16 protein-coding genes are annotated in these 20,795 nt (G+C 61.2%); 12 read left to right on the forward strand and 4 right to left on the reverse strand.

The window, feature by feature from the left end:
* The first annotated feature begins 44 nt into the window (after nucleotides 1-44).
* The 3 genes from efeO (AB4N64_RS10955) to efeO (AB4N64_RS10965) are packed head-to-tail and all read left to right on the forward strand — an operon-like array spanning nucleotide 45 to nucleotide 3,400.
* A complete protein-coding gene (efeO, locus tag AB4N64_RS10955; protein WP_460125294.1) occupies nucleotides 45-1,244 on the forward strand; it encodes an iron uptake system protein EfeO in 1,200 nt (399 codons plus the stop codon).
* Between the two features lie 15 nt (nucleotides 1,245-1,259).
* On the forward strand, nucleotides 1,260-2,549 hold the full coding sequence (gene efeB / locus AB4N64_RS10960; protein WP_460125297.1) for an iron uptake transporter deferrochelatase/peroxidase subunit: 1,290 nt from the start codon (nucleotides 1,260-1,262) through the stop codon (nucleotides 2,547-2,549).
* 26 nt (nucleotides 2,550-2,575) lie between these two features.
* Nucleotides 2,576-3,400 carry an iron uptake system protein EfeO gene (efeO, locus tag AB4N64_RS10965; protein ID WP_460125300.1) on the forward strand — a complete coding sequence of 275 codons (825 nt, stop codon included), beginning with the start codon at nucleotides 2,576-2,578 and terminating at the stop codon, nucleotides 3,398-3,400.
* Nucleotides 3,401-3,535: 135 nt separating this feature from the next.
* On the opposite strand, the gene pssA is transcribed toward efeO (AB4N64_RS10965), so the two are convergent.
* Nucleotides 3,536-4,879 carry a CDP-diacylglycerol--serine O-phosphatidyltransferase gene (gene pssA / locus AB4N64_RS10970; protein ID WP_460125303.1) on the reverse strand — a complete coding sequence of 448 codons (1,344 nt, stop codon included), beginning with the start codon at nucleotides 4,877-4,879 and terminating at the stop codon, nucleotides 3,536-3,538.
* Nucleotides 4,880-5,095: 216 nt separating this feature from the next.
* On the opposite strand from pssA, the gene AB4N64_RS10975 reads away from it, so the two are divergent.
* Complete coding sequence (locus AB4N64_RS10975; protein ID WP_460125306.1) at nucleotides 5,096-5,659, forward strand: TetR/AcrR family transcriptional regulator; 564 nt, start codon at nucleotides 5,096-5,098, stop codon at nucleotides 5,657-5,659.
* A 56-nt stretch (nucleotides 5,660-5,715) separates the two neighbouring features.
* Nucleotides 5,716-6,192 (forward strand): nuclear transport factor 2 family protein, encoded by a 477-nt coding sequence (locus AB4N64_RS10980; RefSeq protein WP_460125309.1) that lies wholly within the window; start codon nucleotides 5,716-5,718, stop codon nucleotides 6,190-6,192.
* 98 nt (nucleotides 6,193-6,290) lie between these two features.
* Here AB4N64_RS10980 and sfnG read toward each other — a convergent pair whose 3' ends face one another.
* The gene (sfnG, locus tag AB4N64_RS10985) at nucleotides 6,291-7,376 is read right to left on the reverse strand and encodes a dimethylsulfone monooxygenase SfnG (protein ID WP_460125312.1); all 1,086 of its coding nucleotides are present in this window, start codon (nucleotides 7,374-7,376) and stop codon (nucleotides 6,291-6,293) included.
* 334 nt (nucleotides 7,377-7,710) lie between these two features.
* Between sfnG and AB4N64_RS10990 the strand changes: the two genes are divergently transcribed.
* Together AB4N64_RS10990 and AB4N64_RS10995 are read left to right on the forward strand one after the other, a co-directional pair.
* On the forward strand, nucleotides 7,711-8,949 hold the full coding sequence (locus AB4N64_RS10990; protein ID WP_460125315.1) for an acyl-CoA dehydrogenase family protein: 1,239 nt from the start codon (nucleotides 7,711-7,713) through the stop codon (nucleotides 8,947-8,949).
* Between the two features lie 197 nt (nucleotides 8,950-9,146).
* Nucleotides 9,147-9,926, forward strand: a complete 780-nt coding sequence (locus tag AB4N64_RS10995; protein WP_460125319.1) for a TSUP family transporter — start codon at nucleotides 9,147-9,149, stop codon at nucleotides 9,924-9,926.
* Here AB4N64_RS10995 and nudC read toward each other — a convergent pair.
* Entirely contained in the window at nucleotides 9,894-10,724 is an 831-nt protein-coding gene (nudC, locus tag AB4N64_RS11000) for an NAD(+) diphosphatase (protein WP_460125322.1), read from the reverse strand. The genes AB4N64_RS10995 and nudC overlap by 33 nt on opposite strands.
* 6 nt (nucleotides 10,725-10,730) lie before the next feature.
* On the reverse strand, nucleotides 10,731-11,543 hold the full coding sequence (locus tag AB4N64_RS11005) for a crotonase/enoyl-CoA hydratase family protein (RefSeq protein ID WP_460125325.1): 813 nt from the start codon (nucleotides 11,541-11,543) through the stop codon (nucleotides 10,731-10,733).
* A gap of 556 nt (nucleotides 11,544-12,099) precedes the next feature.
* Between AB4N64_RS11005 and glgA the strand changes: the two genes are divergently transcribed.
* Genes glgA through AB4N64_RS11030 form a run of 5 tightly spaced genes read left to right on the forward strand, consistent with a single transcriptional unit; the run spans nucleotide 12,100 to nucleotide 20,676 of the window.
* Nucleotides 12,100-13,686, forward strand: coding sequence for a glycogen synthase GlgA (gene glgA, locus AB4N64_RS11010; RefSeq protein WP_460125328.1), 1,587 nt, complete (start codon nucleotides 12,100-12,102; stop codon nucleotides 13,684-13,686).
* A gap of 13 nt (nucleotides 13,687-13,699) precedes the next feature.
* Nucleotides 13,700-15,490: a malto-oligosyltrehalose trehalohydrolase gene (gene treZ, locus AB4N64_RS11015; RefSeq protein WP_460125331.1), complete on the forward strand. Its 1,791-nt coding sequence runs from the start codon at nucleotides 13,700-13,702 to the stop codon at nucleotides 15,488-15,490.
* A complete protein-coding gene (malQ, locus tag AB4N64_RS11020; RefSeq protein WP_460125334.1) occupies nucleotides 15,487-17,565 on the forward strand; it encodes a 4-alpha-glucanotransferase in 2,079 nt (692 codons plus the stop codon). The genes treZ and malQ overlap by 4 nt, the downstream gene beginning before the upstream one ends.
* Complete coding sequence (locus AB4N64_RS11025; protein ID WP_460125336.1) at nucleotides 17,562-20,333, forward strand: malto-oligosyltrehalose synthase; 2,772 nt, start codon at nucleotides 17,562-17,564, stop codon at nucleotides 20,331-20,333. The genes malQ and AB4N64_RS11025 overlap by 4 nt, the downstream gene beginning before the upstream one ends.
* Before the next feature lie 16 nt (nucleotides 20,334-20,349).
* Nucleotides 20,350-20,676: a DUF2934 domain-containing protein gene (locus AB4N64_RS11030; protein ID WP_460125339.1), complete on the forward strand. Its 327-nt coding sequence runs from the start codon at nucleotides 20,350-20,352 to the stop codon at nucleotides 20,674-20,676.
* The last annotated feature ends 119 nt before the right edge of the window (nucleotides 20,677-20,795 follow it).

The following is a 20,795-nucleotide window of genomic DNA, read 5'->3' on the forward strand; positions in this document are numbered from 1 at the left end:
GCCTGTCTGTCGCACCCATATTTGTTTAATCGATAAGGGCCCTCATGCCAAATCAATCCCCACCCCAAGCCTCCCCTCCCCGCGCGCTGCGCTGGGCGGTGGCCGGTTCGGTGATCGTGATGATCGCCGCCGGTGGCTTGTTCTACTACGCCTCGAAGATGGCCGCGGCCAAACGCCAGGCCAATCATGACGAAGTGCTGGTGACTATCCATCCGCACAGCTGTGAACCGAATGCACTGACGGTGCCGGCAGGTCGCGCCAGTTTCCGAATCGTCAACCGCTCGGACCGGGCCGTTGAATGGGAAATACTCGACGGTGTGCTGGTGGTCGAGGAACGGGAGAACATTGCCCCCGGTTTGAGCCAGGTGATCAACGCCAACCTGCTGCCCGGCGATTACGCGATCACCTGCGGCCTGCTCAGCAACCCGCGCGGCACCCTGCACGTGACACCGACCGCCGCGTCCGACGCCGCCGCCAAGGCCAAGCCGTCGATGGTGGCGTTCGTTGGGCCGCTGTCGGAGTTCCGGGTGTACCTGAGCAGCCAGGGCACGGCGTTGATCAAATCGGTCACCGCGCTCGAGCAGGCCATCCAGGCCGGCGACCTGGCCCAGGCGCAAGCCCTTTACGTCCCGGCCCGCGTAGCCTATCAACGTTTGGCCCCGGCCGCGCAACGCCTGGCCGAGCTGGATAACCGCATCAACGCCCGCGCCGACTACTTTGAAAAACGCGAGCAGGACCTCGGCTTCAGCGGGTTCCACCGCGTGGAGTACGCGCTGTTCCAACAACGCAACCTCGACGGCCTGAAGCCGATTGCCCAGCAGTTGCTGGCCGATGTCACCACGCTCAAGCAACAACTGCTGGCCCAATCGCTGCCCCCCGAACAACTGGTCAGCATTCTGGTTCGCAACCTCAACAACCTGGGTGACGTACGCGCCAGCAGCGGCGAAGAAGAGCGCTACAGCCACACCGACCTCGACGGATTCGCCGGCAACCTCGACGCGGTGCGCAAGGCTGTCGACCTGTTGCGCCCGTTGCTGGGCAAATCCGCCGCCGATCTGCTGCCGACACTCGATAGCGCGGTGGCTGATCTTGATGCCGAACTGGACCGTTTCAAGGTCAACGACGGCTACGCCCGCTACGACAGCATCAGCGCCGACCAGCGCAAACAGATCGCCGACAAGGCCAAGGCACTGGCCCATGCACTCGACGCCATTGATCCCGCCCTCGGCCTTTCCGGCCTGTAGCAGAAGAGTTAGCAGATGAACGAATTGAACCTTCAACGTCGCCGAGTATTGATGGGCATGGGCGCCGCTGGTGTGGCGCTGGCCGGTTCGGCCTTGAGCTGCCCGGCCATGGCCGCCAGCCCCGCACAAGTCACCGAGGCGCCGAGCAGCGACCGCACCGAAGATCGCCACGATTTTCACGGCCTGCACCAGAGCGGCATCGTCACCCCGCGTCCGACCTCCGGCATGCTCGTCTCATTCGATGTACTGGCCAGCGACCGCGAAGACCTGGAGCGACTGTTCCGTACCCTCAACGAACGCATTGCCTTCCTGATGAAGGGCGGTCCGGTGCCCCAGGTGGATCCGAAACTGCCGCCAGTGGATTCCGGGATTCTTGGCCCGGTGGTCACGCCGGACAACTTGACCATCACCGTATCTGTTGGTGACTCGCTGTTCGACGAGCGCTTTGGCCTCGCCGCCGCCAAGCCCAGGCGCCTTAGCCGCATGGTCGGTTTTCCCAACGACGCGCTGGAGGCCGATTGCTGCCACGGCGACCTCAGCCTGCAGTTCTGCGCCAATACCGCCGATACCAACATCCATGCCCTGCGCGACATCGTGAAAAACCTGCCGGACCTGCTGCTGGTGCGTTGGAAGCAGGAAGGCAGTGTGCCGCCCCAAGCCCCGGCGAAACCGGGCGTGCCGGCCCAGAGTGCGCGCAACTTCCTGGGTTTTCGCGATGGCTCGGCCAACCCGGACTCCAACGACAGCACCACCATGGACCGCGTCGTCTGGCTGCAACCGGGCAGCGATGAGCCGGCCTGGGCCGCCCATGGCAGCTATCAGGCGGTGCGCATCATCCGCAATTTCGTCGAGCGCTGGGATCGCACGCCGTTGCAGGAACAGGAAAGCATACTTGGACGCGTCAAAAGCAGTGGCGCCCCCATGGGAGGCGCCCTTGAAACCGAGGTGCCGAACTACGCCAGTGACCCCGAAGGCAAACTGACCAAGCTCGACGCCCACATCCGCCTGGCCAACCCGCGTACCCCAGCCAGCCAGGCCAACCTGATCCTGCGCCGGCCCTTCAACTACTCCAACGGCGTGAACAAGAACGGCCAATTGGACATGGGCCTGTTGTTCATCTGTTACCAGGCCGACCTGGAAAAAGGCTTCATCACCGTACAGACCCGACTCAACGGCGAGCCGCTGGAGGAATACCTCAAGCCGGTCGGCGGCGGGTATTTCTTCACCCTGCCGGGTGTCACGGGCGACCAGGACTTCATCGGCCGCTCGCTGCTGCACGCCACACAACCGACAAAAACCGCCTGAACACACAGCCCCAACGGAGCCCGCTCATGAGAAAGTCGCCACTCGCACTACTGCTGACCCTTGGTTTGCTCAATACCCCTTTTTCGGCTTTCGCGGCGACGGCGCCGCTGGAGTTGGTGGGGCCGATCTCGGACTACAAGATCTACGTCAGCGAGCAACTGGACGAACTGGCCAGCCACACCCAGCAATTCACCGACGCGGTGAAAAAAGGTGACCTGGCCACCGCGCAGAAACTCTACGCACCCACCCGGGTTTACTACGAATCGATCGAGCCGATTGCCGAACTGTTCAGTGATCTGGACGCGTCCATCGACTCCCGTGTCGACGACCACGAAAAAGGCGTGAAAGCCGAAGATTTCACCGGTTTCCACCGCATCGAGTACTCACTGTTTTCCGAAAAGAGCACCCAAGGCCTGGGCGAGTTGGCCGATGGCTTGAACAAAGACGTCAAGGACCTGAAAACTCGCGTCGCCGGCCTGACCTTCCCGCCCGAGAAAGTGGTGGGTGGCGCAGCGGCGCTGATGGAGGAAGTGGCGGCGACCAAGATCTCCGGCGAGGAAGACCGCTACAGCCACACCGACCTGTATGACTTCCAGGGCAACATCGACGGTGCAAAGAAAATCGTTGACCTGTTCCGTCCGCAGATCGAGAAACAGGATGCCGCCTTCATCGCCAAGGTCGACAAGAACTTCGCCACGGTGAACAAGACCCTGGCCAAGTACCGGACGAAGGACGGTGGTTTTGAAACCTACGACAAGGTGAAGGAAAACGATCGCAAGGCGCTGGTCGGGCCGGTCAATACCCTGGCCGAAGACTTGTCGACATTGCGCGGGAAGTTGGGGCTGAACTAAGCCTCAGATCGCCTTCGCGGGCAAGCCCGCTCCCACAGGTTAAAGGGTGTTCACACAATGCGTGTACGACACCTACCCCGTGGGAGCGGGCTTGCCCGCGATGAGGCCAGCCGTCCCAACATCAGTTTCCCGGCTTTACAGAATGCGGTAAAGCAACCGCTCGATCCGCACCCGACTCACCCGCTTGAGAAACTTTGCCACCCCTGCCGGGTACTCCGGCAGGGTCTCCAGCGCCTGGTAGCGCTCGATCCGGGTGGTGTGCTGGAAAATCTCCCCCAATTCCTTGCGTCGCGGCTCCAGCAATTCACCTTTGGGGTCGTCGATCAGCAAGGCGTTTTCCAGGTCGAGGCGGAACGCTCGTGGGTTGATGTTGTTGCCGGTCAGCAAGGTGTAACGCTGATCGACCCACATGCCCTTCAGGTGATAGGTGTTATCGCCGTCCTTCCACAAATGCAGGTTCAACTGGCCGCTGTCGATGCTGCGGTGATGGCGTTTGGCGAAGCGCCGCAGGCTGATCTCGTACAAGTAAGGCAGCGCCGCGATCACCCTGAATGGCTCGCTCGGCGGGATGTAAAAGTCGTTGGCGGTCTTGTCGCCGACCACGATATCGATTTTCACCCCTCGTGCCAGCGCCCGGTTGATTTCCCGGGTCACCGCCAGCGGCAGGTTGAAGTACGGCGTGCAGATGGTCAGTTGATGTTGGGCGCTGGCGATCAGTTCACAGATCACCCGGCTCAATGGGTTGTTCTTGCCGACGCCCAGCAGCGGGCTGACAGTCAAACCCGTTTTGTCCGTATTGCCAGACGTGGTGTCGTACGCGGCGTACTTGAGTCGACTGCGCAGATCGCCAATGTCCTTGCGCAGGCTGCGGGTGGTGGGCAGGTTGGGCAAGTCCAGGCGATGGACGGCTTTGGATGCCACCAGGCCATGCTCGATCAAGTGCTGCATCGAGTCGGCGAGCGCGCGGTTATTGAGCAGGTGATAGCGGTCGTAACGGTACTTGTCGAACTTGTGCAGGTACACGTTATTAAGGCTCGCGCCGCTGTAGATCACACAATCGTCGATCACGAACCCTTTCAAGTGCAGCACGCCAAACAGCTCGCGGGTCTGCACCGGCACGCCGTATACCGGCACCACGCTTTTGTGGGTGCGGGTCATTTCCTGGTACCACGCCGAGTTCCCCGGCTGCTTGCCCGCGCCGATCAAGCCACGCTGGGCGCGCAGCCAATCCACCACCACAACCACATCCAGTTCTGGACGGGCCAGTTTCGCGGCGTGCAGGGCATCGAGAATTTCCTGACCCGCCTCGTCCTGCTGCAAGTACAGCGCGACGATGTAGATGCGCTGGGTGGCGGCGGCGATTTTTTCCAGCAGGCAACGGCGGAACTCGGCAGCGCCAGACAGGAAGGACACAGACTCGGCGGTCAGCGGGAAACTGCGCAGTTTTGGCAGCAGGGAGCGTTTGAAAAGCGACGGCATAAGACTCGCAATGGGTCGAATTCACAGAATGGGAGAGCTTACACCAAGGAGGGGCTGGGGTCTTGTGGGTGTCTGCGCGGGCCTCATCGCGGGCAAGCCCGCTCCTACGGTGTGGAATGCGTTCCCTGTAGGAGCGGGCTTGTCCGCGATAAAGCCCGCGCAGATAAAACCAAAATAATATTTGACCAAGGAGAACGATCGTTCTACTGTATGCCCATGAACGAAATCACTGGCAACGACACACGCGACATCATTCTGGATGTCACCGAAAAGTTGATCTACAAAAGTGGCATCGCTGCCACCGGTATGGATCTCCTGGTGAAAACCGCCGGCGTCTCCAGAAAGAGCATCTACCGCTACTTCGCCAACAAGGAGGATCTGGTCGTCGCCGCCCTGCAACGACGCGACGAACGCTGGATGCACTGGTACAGAACGGCTGTCGACCAGGCCCCGACGCCGGCCGACCGCCTGCTCAACCTGTTTACCGTACTCGGCACCTGGTTCGCCTCCGATGGCTTTCGGGGTTGCGCATTCATTAACACCAGTGGCGAAACCGGCGACCCGCAAGACCCGGTGCGCCTGGTGGCAAAAGAACACAAACAGAAACTGCTCGACTACGTGTGCGAGCTGTGTACCGAACATGGTGCAACCGATCCGGAGACGCAAGCCAAACAGCTGCTGCTCTTGATCGACGGCGCCATTACCCTCGCGCTGGTCATGGGTGATCTCAGTGCCGCCGATAATGCGCAATGCATGGCGCGAAAGTTATTGGACCTGTAACGCTTTAACCAAGCCCGACAACTTGCTTTAACTGACTTTCAATTAGGAGCACAGAAATGTCCAATGCTGAAGTTCGTCCGCCGTTGCCGCCGTTCACCCGTGAATCGGCCATCGAGAAAGTCCGCCTGGCCGAAGACGGCTGGAACTCCCGCGACCCGGCGCGCGTGTCGCTGGCCTACACGCTCGACACCAAATGGCGTAACCGCGCCGAATTCGCCTACAACCGCGAAGAAGCCAAGGCTTTCCTGACCCGCAAATGGGCCAAGGAACTGGACTACCGCCTGATCAAGGAACTCTGGGCCTTCACCGACAACCGCATCGCCGTGCGCTACGCCTATGAATGGCATGACGATTCGGGCAACTGGTTCCGTTCCTACGGCAACGAAAACTGGGAGTTCGACGAGAACGGCCTGATGGCCCACCGCTTCGCCTGCGTCAACGACATGCCGATCAAGGAAAGCGAGCGCAAATTCCACTGGCCGCTGGGTCGTCGCCCAGATGATCATGCCGGGTTGTCTGAGTTGGGCCTTTAAATACGTTGTAGGAGCGGGCTTGCCCGCGATGGCGGTGTGTCAGGTAACCAAATATCGACTGACACACCCTCATCGCGGGCAAGCCCACTCCCACAGGATCAGGCCACTTCAGGTTGTTTCAATTGCGCCTCCAATTCCCGCACCAACGGCAACACGCGCCGCCCGAAATACTCCACCTCCTCCTGAAAATGCAGGAACCCCGCCAATACCAGATCTACTCCCACCGCTTTTAATGCCACGATCCTCTCGGCAATCTGCTCAGGCGTGCCAATCAGGTTGGTTTTGAAGCCATCGTTGTATTGCACCAGATCCTCGAAAGTCGATTTTGCCCAGTTCCCCTCGCCCTCCGGCGACGCCCTGCCCGCTTGCTTTGCCGCATCGCCAAAAGCGTTTACCGCTTCCGGGTCGGCCTGATCGATGATCTGCGCAAGTACCGCGCGGGCTTCTTCCTCGGTGTCGCGGGCGATGACGAAAGCGTTCACGCCAATTTTCACCGAGTGATGGTTGGCCGCTGCCTTGCGGCGGATGTCGTCGACCTGCGCCTTGATGCCCTCCGGGGTGTTGCCGTTGGTGAAGTACCAGTCCGACACCCGCGCGGCCATGTCCCGTGCAGCACGGGAGCTGCCGCCCTGGAAGATTTCGGGTTGGCCCAAAGGCTTGGGCTTGAGGCTGTAGTTGTCGAAACGATAGAAATCACCGCGAAAGGTGAAGTTGTCCTGGCTCCAGATCCCCTTGAGCGAGCGGATGAACTCTTCGGAGCGGCGATACCGTTCATCGTGCTCCAGCCAGTGTTCACCAATGGCCTGGAATTCGCCCTTGAACCAGCCGCTGACAATGTTCACTGCAATACGGCCGTTGGTCAGTTGGTCGATGGTCGCCAGTTGTTTCGCCGCCAGGGCGGGTTGCCACGGCCCGGGCAGGATCGCGGCAATCACTTTGAGCGTGGTCGTCGCTCCCAGCAACGCGTGACTGAAGGCCACCGATTCATGTTGATACTCCGCACCGTAGCCGGCCGTGAAGCGAATCTGCGTCAGGGCATATTCAAACCCCGCCGCCTCGGCCAGTTGCGCCAGCTTGCGGTTGTAGTCGATGCCCCAGTGGGTGCGTTGTTCGATCTTGCTGACCACCAGCCCACCGCTGACGTTCGGCACCCAGTAGGCAAATTTGACGGCTTGCTGACTCATTGGCATGTCCTCGAGACGTTGGGATGTGCCAAGGGGTAGAGCAGCAAGTGTGCCACCGAGGATTCCGCCCCCTGTAGGAGCGAGCTTGCTCGCGATGGACGTCAACGATGATGCGGATTACCTGCGAGCCAGCGGTGCCTGGTCCACCATCGCGAGCAAGCTCGCTCCTACAGGGGGCTGTGGTGTGTCAGGGCAAATTGTGCTGCAGCTGTTGGTGTAGCAACAGTTACAGGCGATTTATTACGTCCACCCCCTGTAAACCCCGGCCCTCTGCACCCGGCATGGACCCTGCAATCCCCCTTGGCATCCACTGCCGATCCAAGGAGCTGTCCCCATGACCGAACACCAGATCATCAACCCGCTGTCCGTTGGCACCGACTACGAAAACCTGGCCGCGCGGTTCCGGCCGATCTTCCAGCGCATCGCCGCCGGTGCGGTCGAGCGCGAGCAGGCCCGCAGCCTACCGCACGAGCCGATCCAGTGGCTCAAGGAAGCCGGGTTCGGCGCCGTGCGGGTGCCGGTTGAATACGGGGGCGGCGGTGCCTCCTTACCGCAGTTGTTTGAATTGCTGATCGAACTGGCCGAGGCCGATTCCAATGTCCCCCAAGCCCTGCGCGGGCATTTCGCCTTTGCCGAGGACCGCCTTAACGCAACGCCCGGGCCGACCCGGGACCTGTGGTTCAAACGTTTCGTCGAAGGTGACATCGTCGGTTGCGCCTGGACGGAAATCGGCAACGTGACCATCGGCGACGTCATAACCAAGGTCTCGCCCCAAGGCGACGGCTGGCGACTCAATGGCGAGAAGTTCTACAGTACCGGCAGCCTGTTTTCCGACTGGATCGACGTCTATGCCCAGCGCAGCGACACCGGCGGGGACGTGATCGCGGCCGTCCGCACGCGCCAGCCAGGCATCGTGCAGAGCGATGACTGGGACGGTTTCGGCCAGCGCACGACCGGCAGTGGCACTTCGCGGTTTGTGGATGCCGAGGTCGACGCAGACAACATCATCGACTTCGCCACGCGCTTCAAATACCAGACGGCGTTCTATCAATTGGTGCTGCTCGCCACCCTGGCCGGCATCGGTCGTGCGGCACTGCGCGATGTGGCGCAGCAGGTCCGTACCCGCAAACGTATTTACAGCCATGGCAATGCCCCGCGTGTCAGTGATGACCCGCAGGTCCAGCAAGTGGTGGGTGAAGTGGCAGCGCTGGTGTACGCCGCCGAGGCCAGCGCCTTGAAAGCCGCGCAGCCGGCGCAACGAGCCTACCTGGCGCGGTTTTCGGGGAATGAAGCGCAGGAACGCACGGCCAATGTCGATGCGGAACTCGAATCGGCCAAAGCCCAGGTGGTGGTCTCGGAGTTGATTCAGCGGGCCACCAGTGAGCTGTTCAATGCGCTGGGGGCTTCGGACATCCGCGAAGGCAAATCCCTGGATCGTCACTGGCGCAATGCGCGCACGGTGTCCTCGCATAACCCGGTGATCTACAAGGCCCGGATTGTCGGGGATTGGGCGATCAACGGGACCGAGCCGCCGTATGTGTGGCAGATTGGGAATGGGCCCACCACAAAATGATATAACCAACCCCTGTAGGAGCGAGCACGCTCGCGATGGTCGCCAACGATAACGCTGGCAGCCTGACACCCAGCGGTGTCCCGGCCTCCATCGCGAGCATGCTCGCTCCTACAGGTCGCCGCAATCTTTGGATACAGGTAACATATCGGCCCTTCCCCGCAGCCCATTGCTGCACCCTGCCGAATTAAGCCGATTCCATGCCTTTCGAACTCAGCGTTGACCTCACCACACTCGCCATTCTGGCCATCGTCGCTTTCATTGCCGGTTTCATCGACGCCATTGCCGGCGGTGGCGGGCTGTTGACCACGCCAGCGTTGCTGACCGCTGGCCTACCGCCGCATCTGGTGCTGGGGACCAACAAACTCAGTTCGACCTTCGGCTCGGCCACCGCCAGTTTCACCTTCTATCGGCGCAAGCTGTTTCATCCCCGTCAATGGACGCACGCCATCGTCGGCACCCTGATCGGTGCGCTGACGGGCGCCGTCGTTGCTCATTACCTGCCTGCCGAATGGTTGAACAAGATGCTGCCGGTGATCGTCTTTGCCTGTGGCATCTACCTGTTGTTCGGCGGCACGCCAAAAGCGCCGCTGGATGCCAACGCGCCGATCAAGAAGAAATGGCAGTCGACCCAAGGCTTCAGTCTCGGGTTCTACGACGGCGTGGCCGGTCCTGGCACGGGAGCATTCTGGACCGTCAGCAGCCTGCTGATGTACCCCATCGATCTGGTCAAGGCCAGTGGCGTGGCGCGCAGCATGAACTTCGTCAGCAACATCGCGGCGCTGTCGGTGTTTGTCTTTTCCGGGCAGGTGGACTGGATCATTGGCCTGAGCATGGGCCTGTCGGTGATGGTCGGTGCATTCTTTGGCGCCCGATCCGCCATCAGCGGCGGCGCCAAGTTCATTCGCCCGGTGTTCATCACCGTGGTGCTGGGCCTGACGGTGCGCCTAGCCTGGCAGCACTGGTTCAGCGTGGCCTAAACGGCGCGCCACATAGACGTCGATCAGGTAACGGGCAATCGAGCGTGACGCCGGCAACGGCGGCAGCTCGTGGACATTGAACCACTGGGCGTCCTCGATCTCATCTTCCTGACAGACAATCTCGCCCCCGGCGTACTCGGCGTGGAAGCCCAGCATCATCGAATGCGGGAACGGCCAGCACTGGCTACCCATGTACTGGATGTTCTTCACCTCGATGCGCACTTCCTCGCGCACCTCGCGAATCAGGCAGTCCTCGGCCGACTCCCCCGGTTCGGCAAACCCTGCCAGCGTACTGTAGACCCCGGTGACAAAGCGCGGTGAGCGAGCCAGCAGGATTTCATCGCCGCGGGTGATCAGCACGATCATGCTCGGGGAAATACGCGGGTAATACCGCAAATCGCAAGGTTCGCAGTACATCGCCCTTTCCAGGCTGACCTGCCGCGTGGCCTGTCCGCAATTGCCGCAAAAGCGGTGTTCACGGGCCCAGGTGCCGATCTGCGCCGCATAGCCGAGCACCTTGTAGATCACGTGGTCGCCATCGAGCATGAACGCCCGCAGGCCTTTCCAGTTGCAACCCGGCACATCAGCGCTGCTACGCAGCTCCAGCAGGTAGACGGGTTCGCCGTCCAGATGGCCGATGCCATGCTCGGCGATCAGCAACAGGTCCTGGCGCTTGAGCCATTCGCGCGGGAACAGTGCGCCATTGTCATCGAACAAAAAGCCTTCAGGGCTGCGCGCAACCGCCAAGCCGCCCGGTTGATCGGTGTCCAGTACTGCGGTGGTCCAGCGTGAAATCATTGTCAATCAATCCAGAAATTCGGGTTTCTGTTTGCTCATGTGGGCGGCCATGGCCACGCGCAAATCGTTGGATTGCAGCATGGAGGCGTTCCACGTGGCGACGTATTCGAGGCCGTCGTCGATGCGGTGATCGCGCATGTAGCTGATCATTTCCTTGGTACCGCCGATCGCAATCGGCGACTTGCTGGCGATCTCTCGAGCAATGTCCATGACGCCGTCCAGCAGGCTGGCGGCATCAGCGTAGACGCGGTTGACCAGGCCAATGCTGCGCGCTTCCTCGGCGCCGAATGAGCGACCAGTGTAAGCCAGTTCACGCAGCATGCCGTCACCGATGATCCGCGGCAAGCGTTGGAGCGTACCGACGTCGGCAGCCATGCCGATGTCGATCTCCTTGATCGAGAACTGCGCATCCTCGGCGGCGTAGCGCATGTCGCAGGCTGCGATCAGGTCGATGGCCCCGCCCAGGCAGTAACCCTGGATAGCGGCGAGCACCGGCTTGCGGCAGTTGTCCACGGCATTGAAGGACGCCTGCAACGCCAGGATCTTGCGGCGCAGCAGGCGCGCATTGCGGCCCACATCCTTGCCCAGCTCGTTGGCGACCCCCGCCAGCATCATCAGGTCGATGCCGGAGGAAAAATGTTTGCCGGCACCGCTGAGCACCACAACGCGCACCTCGTCGGTGTCATCGACCCACTGGAAAATATCGATGATTTCGCTCCAGAAAGCGGCGTTCATCGAATTGATCTTTTCCGGGCGATTGATTTGCACGTGGGCAATGTTATCGACCAGCTCGACTGTGAACGCGCTGTATTGGGACATGGCGGTGATCCTTTTTAACCGGGCAAAAATGAGGTCCGAACTATAACAAGGCAGTCCGGGTGACCGTCAGGCAGCGGTTCAGCCAAAAGCGGGACCTGCGCGCGCACCACCTCAGTGCACATCACGTTGCGGACATTGCACATTGATGTGACGACGCGGTGACTTTTTGGGGCCTTTTCCGGGAAAAACGTGCACTTCGTCGGAACTTTCAGATCACCTTTCGGGACGTCCGTACCGCTTTGGACCGATTGTCGAACAATTTTGCTATCCGCGATTCACCGCTCTAAGTTCTGGCCTAGACTCATTTTCTCGTAGCAAAACCGGTCGGTCACAAAGCGCAAAAATAATCGAAACTTTTGCTGAGCGTGATCGGTCATCTGACAGGTAGGCGCGTTGCGACTGGTGCATTCCTTGCAGCGTCCACTCCAGCCAATCTGCTTGATCGCACGGCCAGAACCTTTGGTTGATGCGGTGTGCGTTTGCGCCTGGCCACAGGATTTGGCCTCGAAACACCGTTTGCCAGATTTGAAACAGATCAACGACACGGGAGATTCAGATGATAAGTGCGGCATTGGATATTCAGGGAGAGCGTGCTCATCAGCCGGTCGGGGAATCGAGCGCATTAAGCACCCAAGGTGCCCAGCCCATCAGCGTTACTGGCAGCCGGACAATGACGCCGGTGCCCCGTCAGAATCCCAACCGAAAGCGCGTACTGTTTGTGACCTCGGAAATTGCCGATCTGGTGAAAACCGGCGGCCTGGGCGACGTTTCCGCAGCACTGCCGCGGGCGATGGCCCACTTGCACGATGTCCGGGTGCTGATCCCCGGTTACCCTCAGGTGCTGCACAGCGAAAACCCGATTCACATCATCGGCGAACTGGGCGGGCACGCCGCATTGCCTCCCTGCAAGATCGGGCGCATGGACATGCCCGACGGACTGGTTATCTACGTGTTGATCTGCCCTGAACTCTATGAGCGTGAAGGCTCGCCCTATGGCGCCAACAATGGTCGCGACTGGCCGGACAACCATATCCGTTTCGCCCGGCTGGGTTTGGCCGCCGCCGATATCGCCGCAAATCTGGCGCAGATTCACTGGTGCCCGGACCTCGTCCACGCACATGACTGGCCTGCCGGCCTGGCTCCCGCTTATATGCACTGGCGCGGGCAACGCACACCGACCCTGTTTACCATTCACAACCTGGCCTACCAGGGCGTCATCAGCCTCGGTTCCTGCCCTGAGCTGGGTATTCCGGACCATGCCCTGCAACAGGAAGGCATGGAGTTCTACGGCAAGATGTCGTTCCTCAAGGCCGGCATGGCCTATTCAAGCCATATCACCACGGTCAGCGCCACCTACGCCCAGGAAATCACCACCCCGGCGTTCGGCTGCGGCCTGGACGGTTTCCTCGCCTCCAAGACTCAGCAGGGCCTGCTCAGTGGCATTCCCAACGGCATCGACGAAAGCTGGGACGCTGCCACCGATTCGCACCTGTTCCGCCCGTTCGCCATCGGCGACTGGGAAGGCAAGGCCGTCAACGCCGCCCATGTCCGTGAGCTGTTCGGCCTGGATGATTCACAAGGCCCACTGTTTGCGGTGGTCTCCCGCCTGGTCTACCAGAAAGGCCTGGACCTGACCGAAGCGGTATCCGAGTACATCGTCAAATCCGGAGGGCAGATCGCGATCATCGGTCGCGGCGAGCCGGAAGAAGAACAGGCCATGCGCGAACTGGCCCTGCGCTTCCCAGGGCGGATTGGCGTTCGCATCGGTTTCAATGAAACCGATGCTCGGCGCATGTTCGCCGGCAGCGACTTCCTGCTGATGCCTTCGCGTTACGAACCTTGCGGCTTGAGCCAGATGTACGCCCAACGCTTCGGTTCGTTGCCGGTGGCACGCAATACCGGCGGCCTGGCCGACACCATCGAAAACGGTGTGACCGGTTTCCTGTTCGACGAATCCACGGTTGAAAGCTACCAGGAGGCCCTGAGCCGCGCGTTCAAGGTGTTCGAATTTCCAGACCTGCTCAATGCCATGCGCTGCCGCGCCATGGCGGCACCGTTCAACTGGAGCAAAGCCGTCGAACCTTATGCGGATCTCTATGAGCAACTGGTCGTGAAGGCCTTGGGGAAATCGCACAAACAATAAGAGGTTTTTGGTAATGCCGTTACGGACCCTTGAAACCTGGCCCCACGGCGCAATCATGCTGGACGCAGAACACACGCGTTTTGCCTTGTGGGCGCCTGATGCGTTTTTTGTCAGTGTCGAATTGGAAAATGGACAATCCTTACCGCTGCTGCCTCAGGCTGATGGCTGGTTCGTGATCAAGACCCGCTGCAAGGCTGGCACCCGCTACCGCTTCAATATTGATGGAGAGATCAGTGTCCCGGACCCGGCCTCCCGGGCGCAGGATGGCGATATCACCGGGCACAGCATCGTGGTCGACCCCTTGGCCCATGAGTGGCAGAACACTCACTGGCTGGGACGCCCATGGAACGAAGCGGTGATTTACGAACTGCACGTCGGTGCGCTGGGCGGCTTCAGTGGTGTGGAAGAACATCTGGCACGACTGGTGGACCTGGGCATCACTGCCATCGAGCTGATGCCCATCGCGCAATTTCCGGGAGATCGCAACTGGGGCTACGACGGGGTCCTGCCCTACGCGCCCCAGGCGTCCTATGGGACACCTGAAAAACTCAAGCATCTGATCGACACCGCGCACGGCCATGGCCTGGCGGTGATTCTCGACGTGGTCTACAACCACTTCGGCCCCGACGGCAATTATCTGCATCGGTACGCCAAGGGCTTCTTCAATGAAGACAAACACACGCCCTGGGGCGCGGCGATCGATTTTCGCCGGCGCGAGGTGCGCGATTTCTTCATCGACAATGCCTTGATGTGGTTGCTCGAGTACCGCTTCGACGGGCTGCGCTTTGATGCGGTGCATGCCATCGAAAGTCCGGACTTTCTCCAGGAACTGGCGCAACAGGTGCGTGAACACGTCGATCCTGCGCGGCATGTGTGGCTGACGGTCGAGAACGAACACAACCAGGCCAGCCTGCTGGAGCGAGGCTACAACGCGCAGTGGAATGACGACGGCCATAACGCCCTGCATGTGTTGCTGACCGGGGAAACAGATGCGTACTACGCCGATTATGCCGACCATCCCACCGAACAACTGGCTCGCTGCCTGAGTCAGGGTTTTGTGTTCCAGGGACACATCAATCGCCATGGCGAAGCCCGCGGCGAATCAAGTGGCCACCTGCCACCCAGCGCATTCGTGCTGTTCCTGCAAAACCATGACCAGATCGGCAACCGTGCGTTTGGCGAGCGCTTGCACCAGTTGGCGCATCCCGACGCCTTGAAAGCCGCCACCGCACTGTTGTTGCTTTCACCGATGATCCCCTTGATGTTCATGGGCGACGAGTTCGCCGCCGAGCAACCCTTTTTGTTTTTCACCAGCCACCACGGTGAATTGGCCAAGCTGGTGCGCGAAGGGAGACGTAACGAGTTCGCGGCGTTCAGCGCGTTCGCCGACCCTCACAAGCGTGAGCAGATTCCCGATCCGAATGCGCCACAGACCTTCGAGGCATCACGCCCTCGAATGACTGACGTCCCCCCCTCGGACATCCAGCTTTTGTATCGGCGCCTGCTTGGGCTGCGCCGTGAGCACCTGATGCAGCACCTGCCCGGCACCCAGGCCCTGGGCGCGGACGTGCTCGCTCCCGGAGCCGTTTCGGCACGTTGGCGGCTCGGTAATGGCAGCCTGCTGCGAATCGACCTGAACCTCAGCGACCGGCCCGTAGTCCACACCCCACAGGCCGACGCTGCGCTGCTGTTCGAACACCCGGCGCAATCCGCCGACCTGCTGGATCGGGGCACGCTGGCCCCTTATTGCGCGCTCGTCAGCCTCTCGGCTGCAGCCCAACCCCCGGATGGAGAGCGCCCATGAGCGATGCACAACTGGAAATACTCGCCACCCACGCCGGCTTGGCGGTGGACTGGATCGACGCCAACGGTCGCGCGCAAAAAGTCGCCCCGGCGGTTTTGCGCAACGTGTTGACGAGCCTGGGCCACCCGGCCGGCACCGCCCAGGAGATTGACGCCAGCCTGCTCGAATTGCAGCAGGTGCAACAGACGCGGCAGTTGCCGCCTTTACTGACGGTCGACTGTGGCGCCGGGCTCGACCTGTCGCACTACTTCGATCCTGAAACGCCTTGCGAAATCCACCTGGAGGACGGCGCCCGACTCAATCTGAAACTGAACGCCGAAGCGGTATTGCCTGGCCTGATTCCGGTGGGCTATCAGCACGTCGAAATCGATGGCCAGTCGTTTACGCTCGCCGTAGCCCCCAACCGTTGCTACAGCGTCGGCGATGCCGTAGATAACCCGATCCCCCGTGCCTGGGGACTTAGCGTGCAGTTGTACTCCCTGCGTCGCCCCGGCGATGGTGGCTTCGGCGATACCCAGGCCTTGGAAGATCTCGTGCGTGTGGCTGGCGAGCGAGGTGCCGACGCCGTGGCGATCAGCCCGCTGCACGCGATGTTCAGCAGCGACACCCAGCGCTACAGCCCGTATTCACCCTCCAGCCGTCTGTTCCTCAACAGCCTCTATGCCGCGCCGGGTGCAATCCTGGGCGAACGTGCGCTGCGCGCAGCCATCGACAGCACCGGCCTGGCGGCGGACCTCAAGCACCTTGAAGAACTGCCGCTGATCGATTGGCCGGTGGCCGCTGAAATCAAGCAGCGATTGTTACAGGCGTTGTACGAAAGTTTTGTCCACGGTGAACATCCGCTGCATGCCGATTTCAGCAGCTTTCGCCATGCGGCTGGTGAGGCCCTGGAGAACCATTGCCGCTTCGAAGCGATCCAGGAAATCCGCGCGGCCAGGGGCGAGTCGCTGGACTGGCGCGACTGGCCGCAGCAATGGCGTGACCCACGAAGTGAAGCACTGGCAGCGTTCGCCGAAGAAAATGCCGGGCGCATCGGCTACTTCGCATTCTGCCAGTGGTTGATCGCCCGTTGCCTGGAGCGTGCACAAGCGGCGGCTCGCAGCAGCGGCATGAGGATTGGCTTGATCGCCGACCTGGCAGTGGGTGCCGACGGTGGCGGTAGCCAAGCCTGGAGCCGCCAGGACGAATTGCTGGCGTCCCTCACCGTTGGCGCGCCACCCGACATTCTCAATCGCCAGGGCCAGGGCTGGGGGATTTCCGCCTTTTCGCCCGAGGGCCTCGTGCGCAACGGTTTCCGTGCGTTCATCGAAATGCTGCGGGCCAACTTCGCCCATGCGGGGGGCCTGCGCATCGATCATGTGATGGGATTGCAACGGCTCTGGGTGATCCCCAACGGGGCATCGCCTGCCGACGGTGCCTACCTCTATTACCCCTTTGACGACATGCTGCGCTTGCTGGCGCTCGAATCCCATCGGCACCAGGCCATCGTCACGGGCGAAGACCTCGGCACCGTACCGGAAGGGCTGCGGGAAAAACTCACCGACCGATCCATTTTGGGCATGCGCGTGATGCTGTTCGAACAGGATAACGCCCATTTCAAGCCGATTCTCGACTGGCCCGACAGCGCGCTGGCCACCACCAGCACCCATGACTTGCCGACGCTCAATGGCTGGTGGCACGGCCGTGACATTGACTGGAGCTCGCGCCTCGGACTGATCGACGGCCAGGGCGAAATCGAATGGCGCCAGCACCGCGAACGCGAACGTGAAGGCTTGCGCCGGGTGCTGAGCGAGGACCCGCAGAACTTTCGCGAAGAACACAACGAAACCGACCAGGTGCTGGACGCGGCCATTCGCTTCCTTGGCCATACCCGCGCCCCCCTGGTTCTTTTGCCATTGGAGGATGCTTTGGGCATCGAACAACAAGCCAACCTTCCCGGCACCGTCAACACCCATCCGAACTGGTCCCGGCGCCTGCCCGGCATCAGCGAGGCGCTGCTGGACGGCGATGACGCCGCCCGCCGCCTCGAACTGCTCGCCTGTGCACGTCTTCAGGCTGCCGAGCGTGACCGATGAGCCAGCCCGATATCCAACCGTTGCGCGCGACGTTACGCCTGCAATTTCATAAAGGTTTCACCCTGGATCAAGCGGTGCCACTGGTGCCCTACTTCGCCAGCCTCGGCATCAGCCATATTTATGCTTCGCCTCTGCTGAGCGCTCGCGCCGGGTCGATGCATGGCTACGACGTGGTGGACCCGACCAGCGTCAACCCGGAACTGGGCGGGGAAGCTGCACTGCGGCGCCTGGTCGATGCCCTGCACGCCCACGACATGGGCCTGGTCCTCGATATCGTGTCCAATCACATGGCCGTCGGCGGCAGCGATAATCCCTGGTGGCTGGACCTGCTGGCGTGGGGACGCCTAAGCCCTTACAGCGAATTTTTCGACATCCAATGGCATTCGCCTGACCCCTTGATGGAAGGCCAATTGCTGCTGCCGTTCCTGGGCAGTGACTACGGAGTGGCGTTGCAGGAAGGGACCCTGCCCTTGCGCTTCGATGCCAAGCGGGGCGCATTTTTCGTCGAGCACTATGATCATCATTTTCCGATCTGCCCAACGCATTACGGTGAACTGCTGCGTGCCGATCATGAACAACTCAAGTCACTGGCCGAACGATTCAGCACCTTGAGCTATCAGTCCGACGCCCACGGCCTGTCCAAGCCGTTGCAGGAGGAGCTGCGCGAGCTCGCCCGGGAACCTGCCGTGCTGCACATCATCGAGCAAAACCTCGAGGCCTACGATTCCCGGACTGCACCAGGCTTCCAGCGTCTGCATCAACTACTCGAGCAGCAAAGCTATCGCCTCGCCAGTTGGCGCACGGCAGCAGATGACATCAACTGGCGGCGCTTTTTCGACATCAATGAGCTCGGTGGCCTGCGTGTCGAGCGGCCTGCGGTATTCGAAGCCACCCACGCAAAAATCTTCGAATTGATCGCCCAAGGGCTTGTCGATGGCCTGCGCATCGATCACATCGACGGCCTGGCTGACCCGAGAGGTTATTGCCGAAAATTGCGACGTCGGGTCGACAGCCTGTCACCGCAGCGGCACTTGCCCATCTACGTCGAGAAGATCCTTGGCGAAGGCGAAAGCCTGCACCGGGACTGGTCGGTGGATGGCACCACCGGTTATGAGTTCATGAATCAATTGTCGTTGTTGCAGCATGATCCCGCCGGAGCCCAAATTCTGGGTGATCTGTGGCAACGCGTCAGCGAACGGCCCGCCGATTTCCTCCAGGAGGCGAAACTGGCGCGTCAGCAAATCCTCAATGGTTCGCTGGCCGGCGATTTCGAGAGTGTCGCCCAGGCGCTGCTGCAGGTGGCCCGTGATGACTTGATGACTCGCGACCTGACCCTCGGGGCGATTCGCCGTTCGTTGCAGGCATTGATCGTGCACTTTCCCGTCTACCGGACCTACATCAATGCCGTTGGTCGACCCACGCACGACGAGGTGTTTTTCCAGCGAGCGATGGACGGCGCACGGCAAACCCTGGGCGAAGCCGATTGGCCGGTGCTCGATTGCCTGGCGAGGTGGCTGGGTGGTGAACCCTGGCGCACACGGCCGAGGGGGCGCTCACGCAAAATCATCAAGCATGCTTGCGTGCGCTTTCAGCAACTGACCTCGCCGGCAGCGGCAAAAGCGGTGGAAGACACTGCGTTCTATCGCTCGGCGGTGCTGTTGTCGCGCAATGACGTAGGCTTCAGCACGGAGCAGTTCAGCGCCCCGCCTGCCGATTTCCATGCCGCCTGCCTCGAACGTCAGCAAGTATTTCCCGATAACCTGCTTGCCACTGCCACCCACGACCACAAACGCGGCGAAGACACCCGTGCCCGGTTGGCGGTGTTGAGCGAGCGCAGCGCCTGGTTCGCCGAACAGGTGCCGCTGTGGCAAACGCTCGCGCGGCCGTTGCGCGACGATGACTCGATGCCCTCCGCTGGCGATGAACTGATTTTGTATCAGGCGTTGCTTGGCAGTTGGCCGCTGGACTTGCGCAGTGACGACAGCGCCGGGCTCAAGGACTACTCGCAAAGGGTGTGGCAGTGGCAACAGAAGGCCTTGCGCGAAGCCAAGCTGCAAAGCAGCTGGAGTGCGCCCAACGATTCATACGAACAGGCCACCCGGCAGTTTCTCGAACGTCTGTTGCTCAGTCCCGAAGGGGAACTGTTGCGTGCCGCACTGGCCAAGGCCGCGATGGCCATCGCCCTCCCCGGCGCCCTCAACAGTCTGGCGCAAACCTTGCTGCGCATGACCGTGCCGGGCATTCCCGATCTTTACCAGGGCAACGAGTACTGGGACTTCTCGCTGGTGGACCCCGACAACCGTCGACCGGTGGACTACGTGCGTCGCCAACAAAGCCTGGCAAGCCCCGTACCGCTGCCCGAACTGTTGGCGAGCTGGCGCGATGGGCGCATCAAGCAAGCCCTGATTGCGCGCACGTTGCAGTTGCGTGCCGAACATGCCGAGCTGTTTCGTCATGGCACCTATGAGGCGCTGGAAGTGCTTGGCAGCGAAGCCCATCGGGTGCTGGCATTTGTGCGCACAGCGGGGAACGAGCGGGCCATTGTGATCGTACCGATCCGTTGCGCCGCGTTGCTGAACAATAGTGCAGAACCGCACATCGACGCGTCGCAGTGGGGCGATACTCGGGTGAGGTTGCCGTTTACCTCACCCGAAGAAAATCTAAAGGGACTTTTTGCAAGCGTCGCAGTCACACACCACAAGGAGCTGATGATTGGTGCTGCGCTGGCGGAATCCCCGGTCAATCTCTTAATCCAATGTTTGAGTTAAGTTCAGGAGCATGGCGATGAGTACCGACGATAAACGCATTCGCGAATTTGCGTATCAGATCTGGGAATCGGAAGGGAAACCCGAGGGCCATGAAGCAAGGCATTGGGAGATGGCCCGAAAACTTGCCGAGGCCGAAGCCCTGGCCCCCAAGAAATCGCCCAAGGCTGCCGGCAGCAAGGCAGCAGGCACCAAGCCGGCCACCACCAAGGTAGCCAACGGCAAGGCGGGCGAGCCGAAAAACCAAGCCAAGGCCAAGCCGGCCGCTGCGGCGAAGGTGATTCCGCCCGGGGAAAAATCCACCGAGAAAAAACCTCGCGCGCCGCGTAAACCGCCCGCGGTCTGACGTTTAACCCGTGAAGCAAGCGTGGCGAGGTCACTCGCCACGGTGGACGATTTCGTCCCGGAAAAAACCAACACAACTCTATACCTGTAGGAGCGAGCTTGCTCGCGGTGGAGTCACAG

Source organism: Pseudomonas sp. S2_C03, assembly GCF_054668405.1.

What these genes read in the sequence shown, in the direction of transcription:
- AB4N64_RS10975 (WP_460125306.1), top strand. Translation starts at nt 5,096, where the DNA reads ATGAACGAAATCACTGGCAACGACACACGCGACATCATTCTGGATGTC.
- AB4N64_RS10980 (WP_460125309.1), top strand. Translation starts at nt 5,716, where the DNA reads ATGTCCAATGCTGAAGTTCGTCCGCCGTTGCCGCCGTTCACCCGTGAA.
- nudC (WP_460125322.1), bottom strand. Translation starts at nt 10,724, where the DNA reads ATGATTTCACGCTGGACCACCGCAGTACTGGACACCGATCAACCGGGC.
- AB4N64_RS10990 (WP_460125315.1), top strand. Translation starts at nt 7,711, where the DNA reads ATGACCGAACACCAGATCATCAACCCGCTGTCCGTTGGCACCGACTAC.
- AB4N64_RS11030 (WP_460125339.1), top strand. Translation starts at nt 20,350, where the DNA reads ATGAGTACCGACGATAAACGCATTCGCGAATTTGCGTATCAGATCTGG.
- AB4N64_RS10995 (WP_460125319.1), top strand. Translation starts at nt 9,147, where the DNA reads ATGCCTTTCGAACTCAGCGTTGACCTCACCACACTCGCCATTCTGGCC.
- pssA (WP_460125303.1), bottom strand. Translation starts at nt 4,879, where the DNA reads ATGCCGTCGCTTTTCAAACGCTCCCTGCTGCCAAAACTGCGCAGTTTC.
- AB4N64_RS11005 (WP_460125325.1), bottom strand. Translation starts at nt 11,543, where the DNA reads ATGTCCCAATACAGCGCGTTCACAGTCGAGCTGGTCGATAACATTGCC.
- treZ (WP_460125331.1), top strand. Translation starts at nt 13,700, where the DNA reads ATGCCGTTACGGACCCTTGAAACCTGGCCCCACGGCGCAATCATGCTG.
- malQ (WP_460125334.1), top strand. Translation starts at nt 15,487, where the DNA reads ATGAGCGATGCACAACTGGAAATACTCGCCACCCACGCCGGCTTGGCG.
- efeO (WP_460125300.1), top strand. Translation starts at nt 2,576, where the DNA reads ATGAGAAAGTCGCCACTCGCACTACTGCTGACCCTTGGTTTGCTCAAT.
- sfnG (WP_460125312.1), bottom strand. Translation starts at nt 7,376, where the DNA reads ATGAGTCAGCAAGCCGTCAAATTTGCCTACTGGGTGCCGAACGTCAGC.
- efeO (WP_460125294.1), top strand. Translation starts at nt 45, where the DNA reads ATGCCAAATCAATCCCCACCCCAAGCCTCCCCTCCCCGCGCGCTGCGC.
- efeB (WP_460125297.1), top strand. Translation starts at nt 1,260, where the DNA reads ATGAACGAATTGAACCTTCAACGTCGCCGAGTATTGATGGGCATGGGC.
- glgA (WP_460125328.1), top strand. Translation starts at nt 12,100, where the DNA reads ATGATAAGTGCGGCATTGGATATTCAGGGAGAGCGTGCTCATCAGCCG.
- AB4N64_RS11025 (WP_460125336.1), top strand. Translation starts at nt 17,562, where the DNA reads ATGAGCCAGCCCGATATCCAACCGTTGCGCGCGACGTTACGCCTGCAA.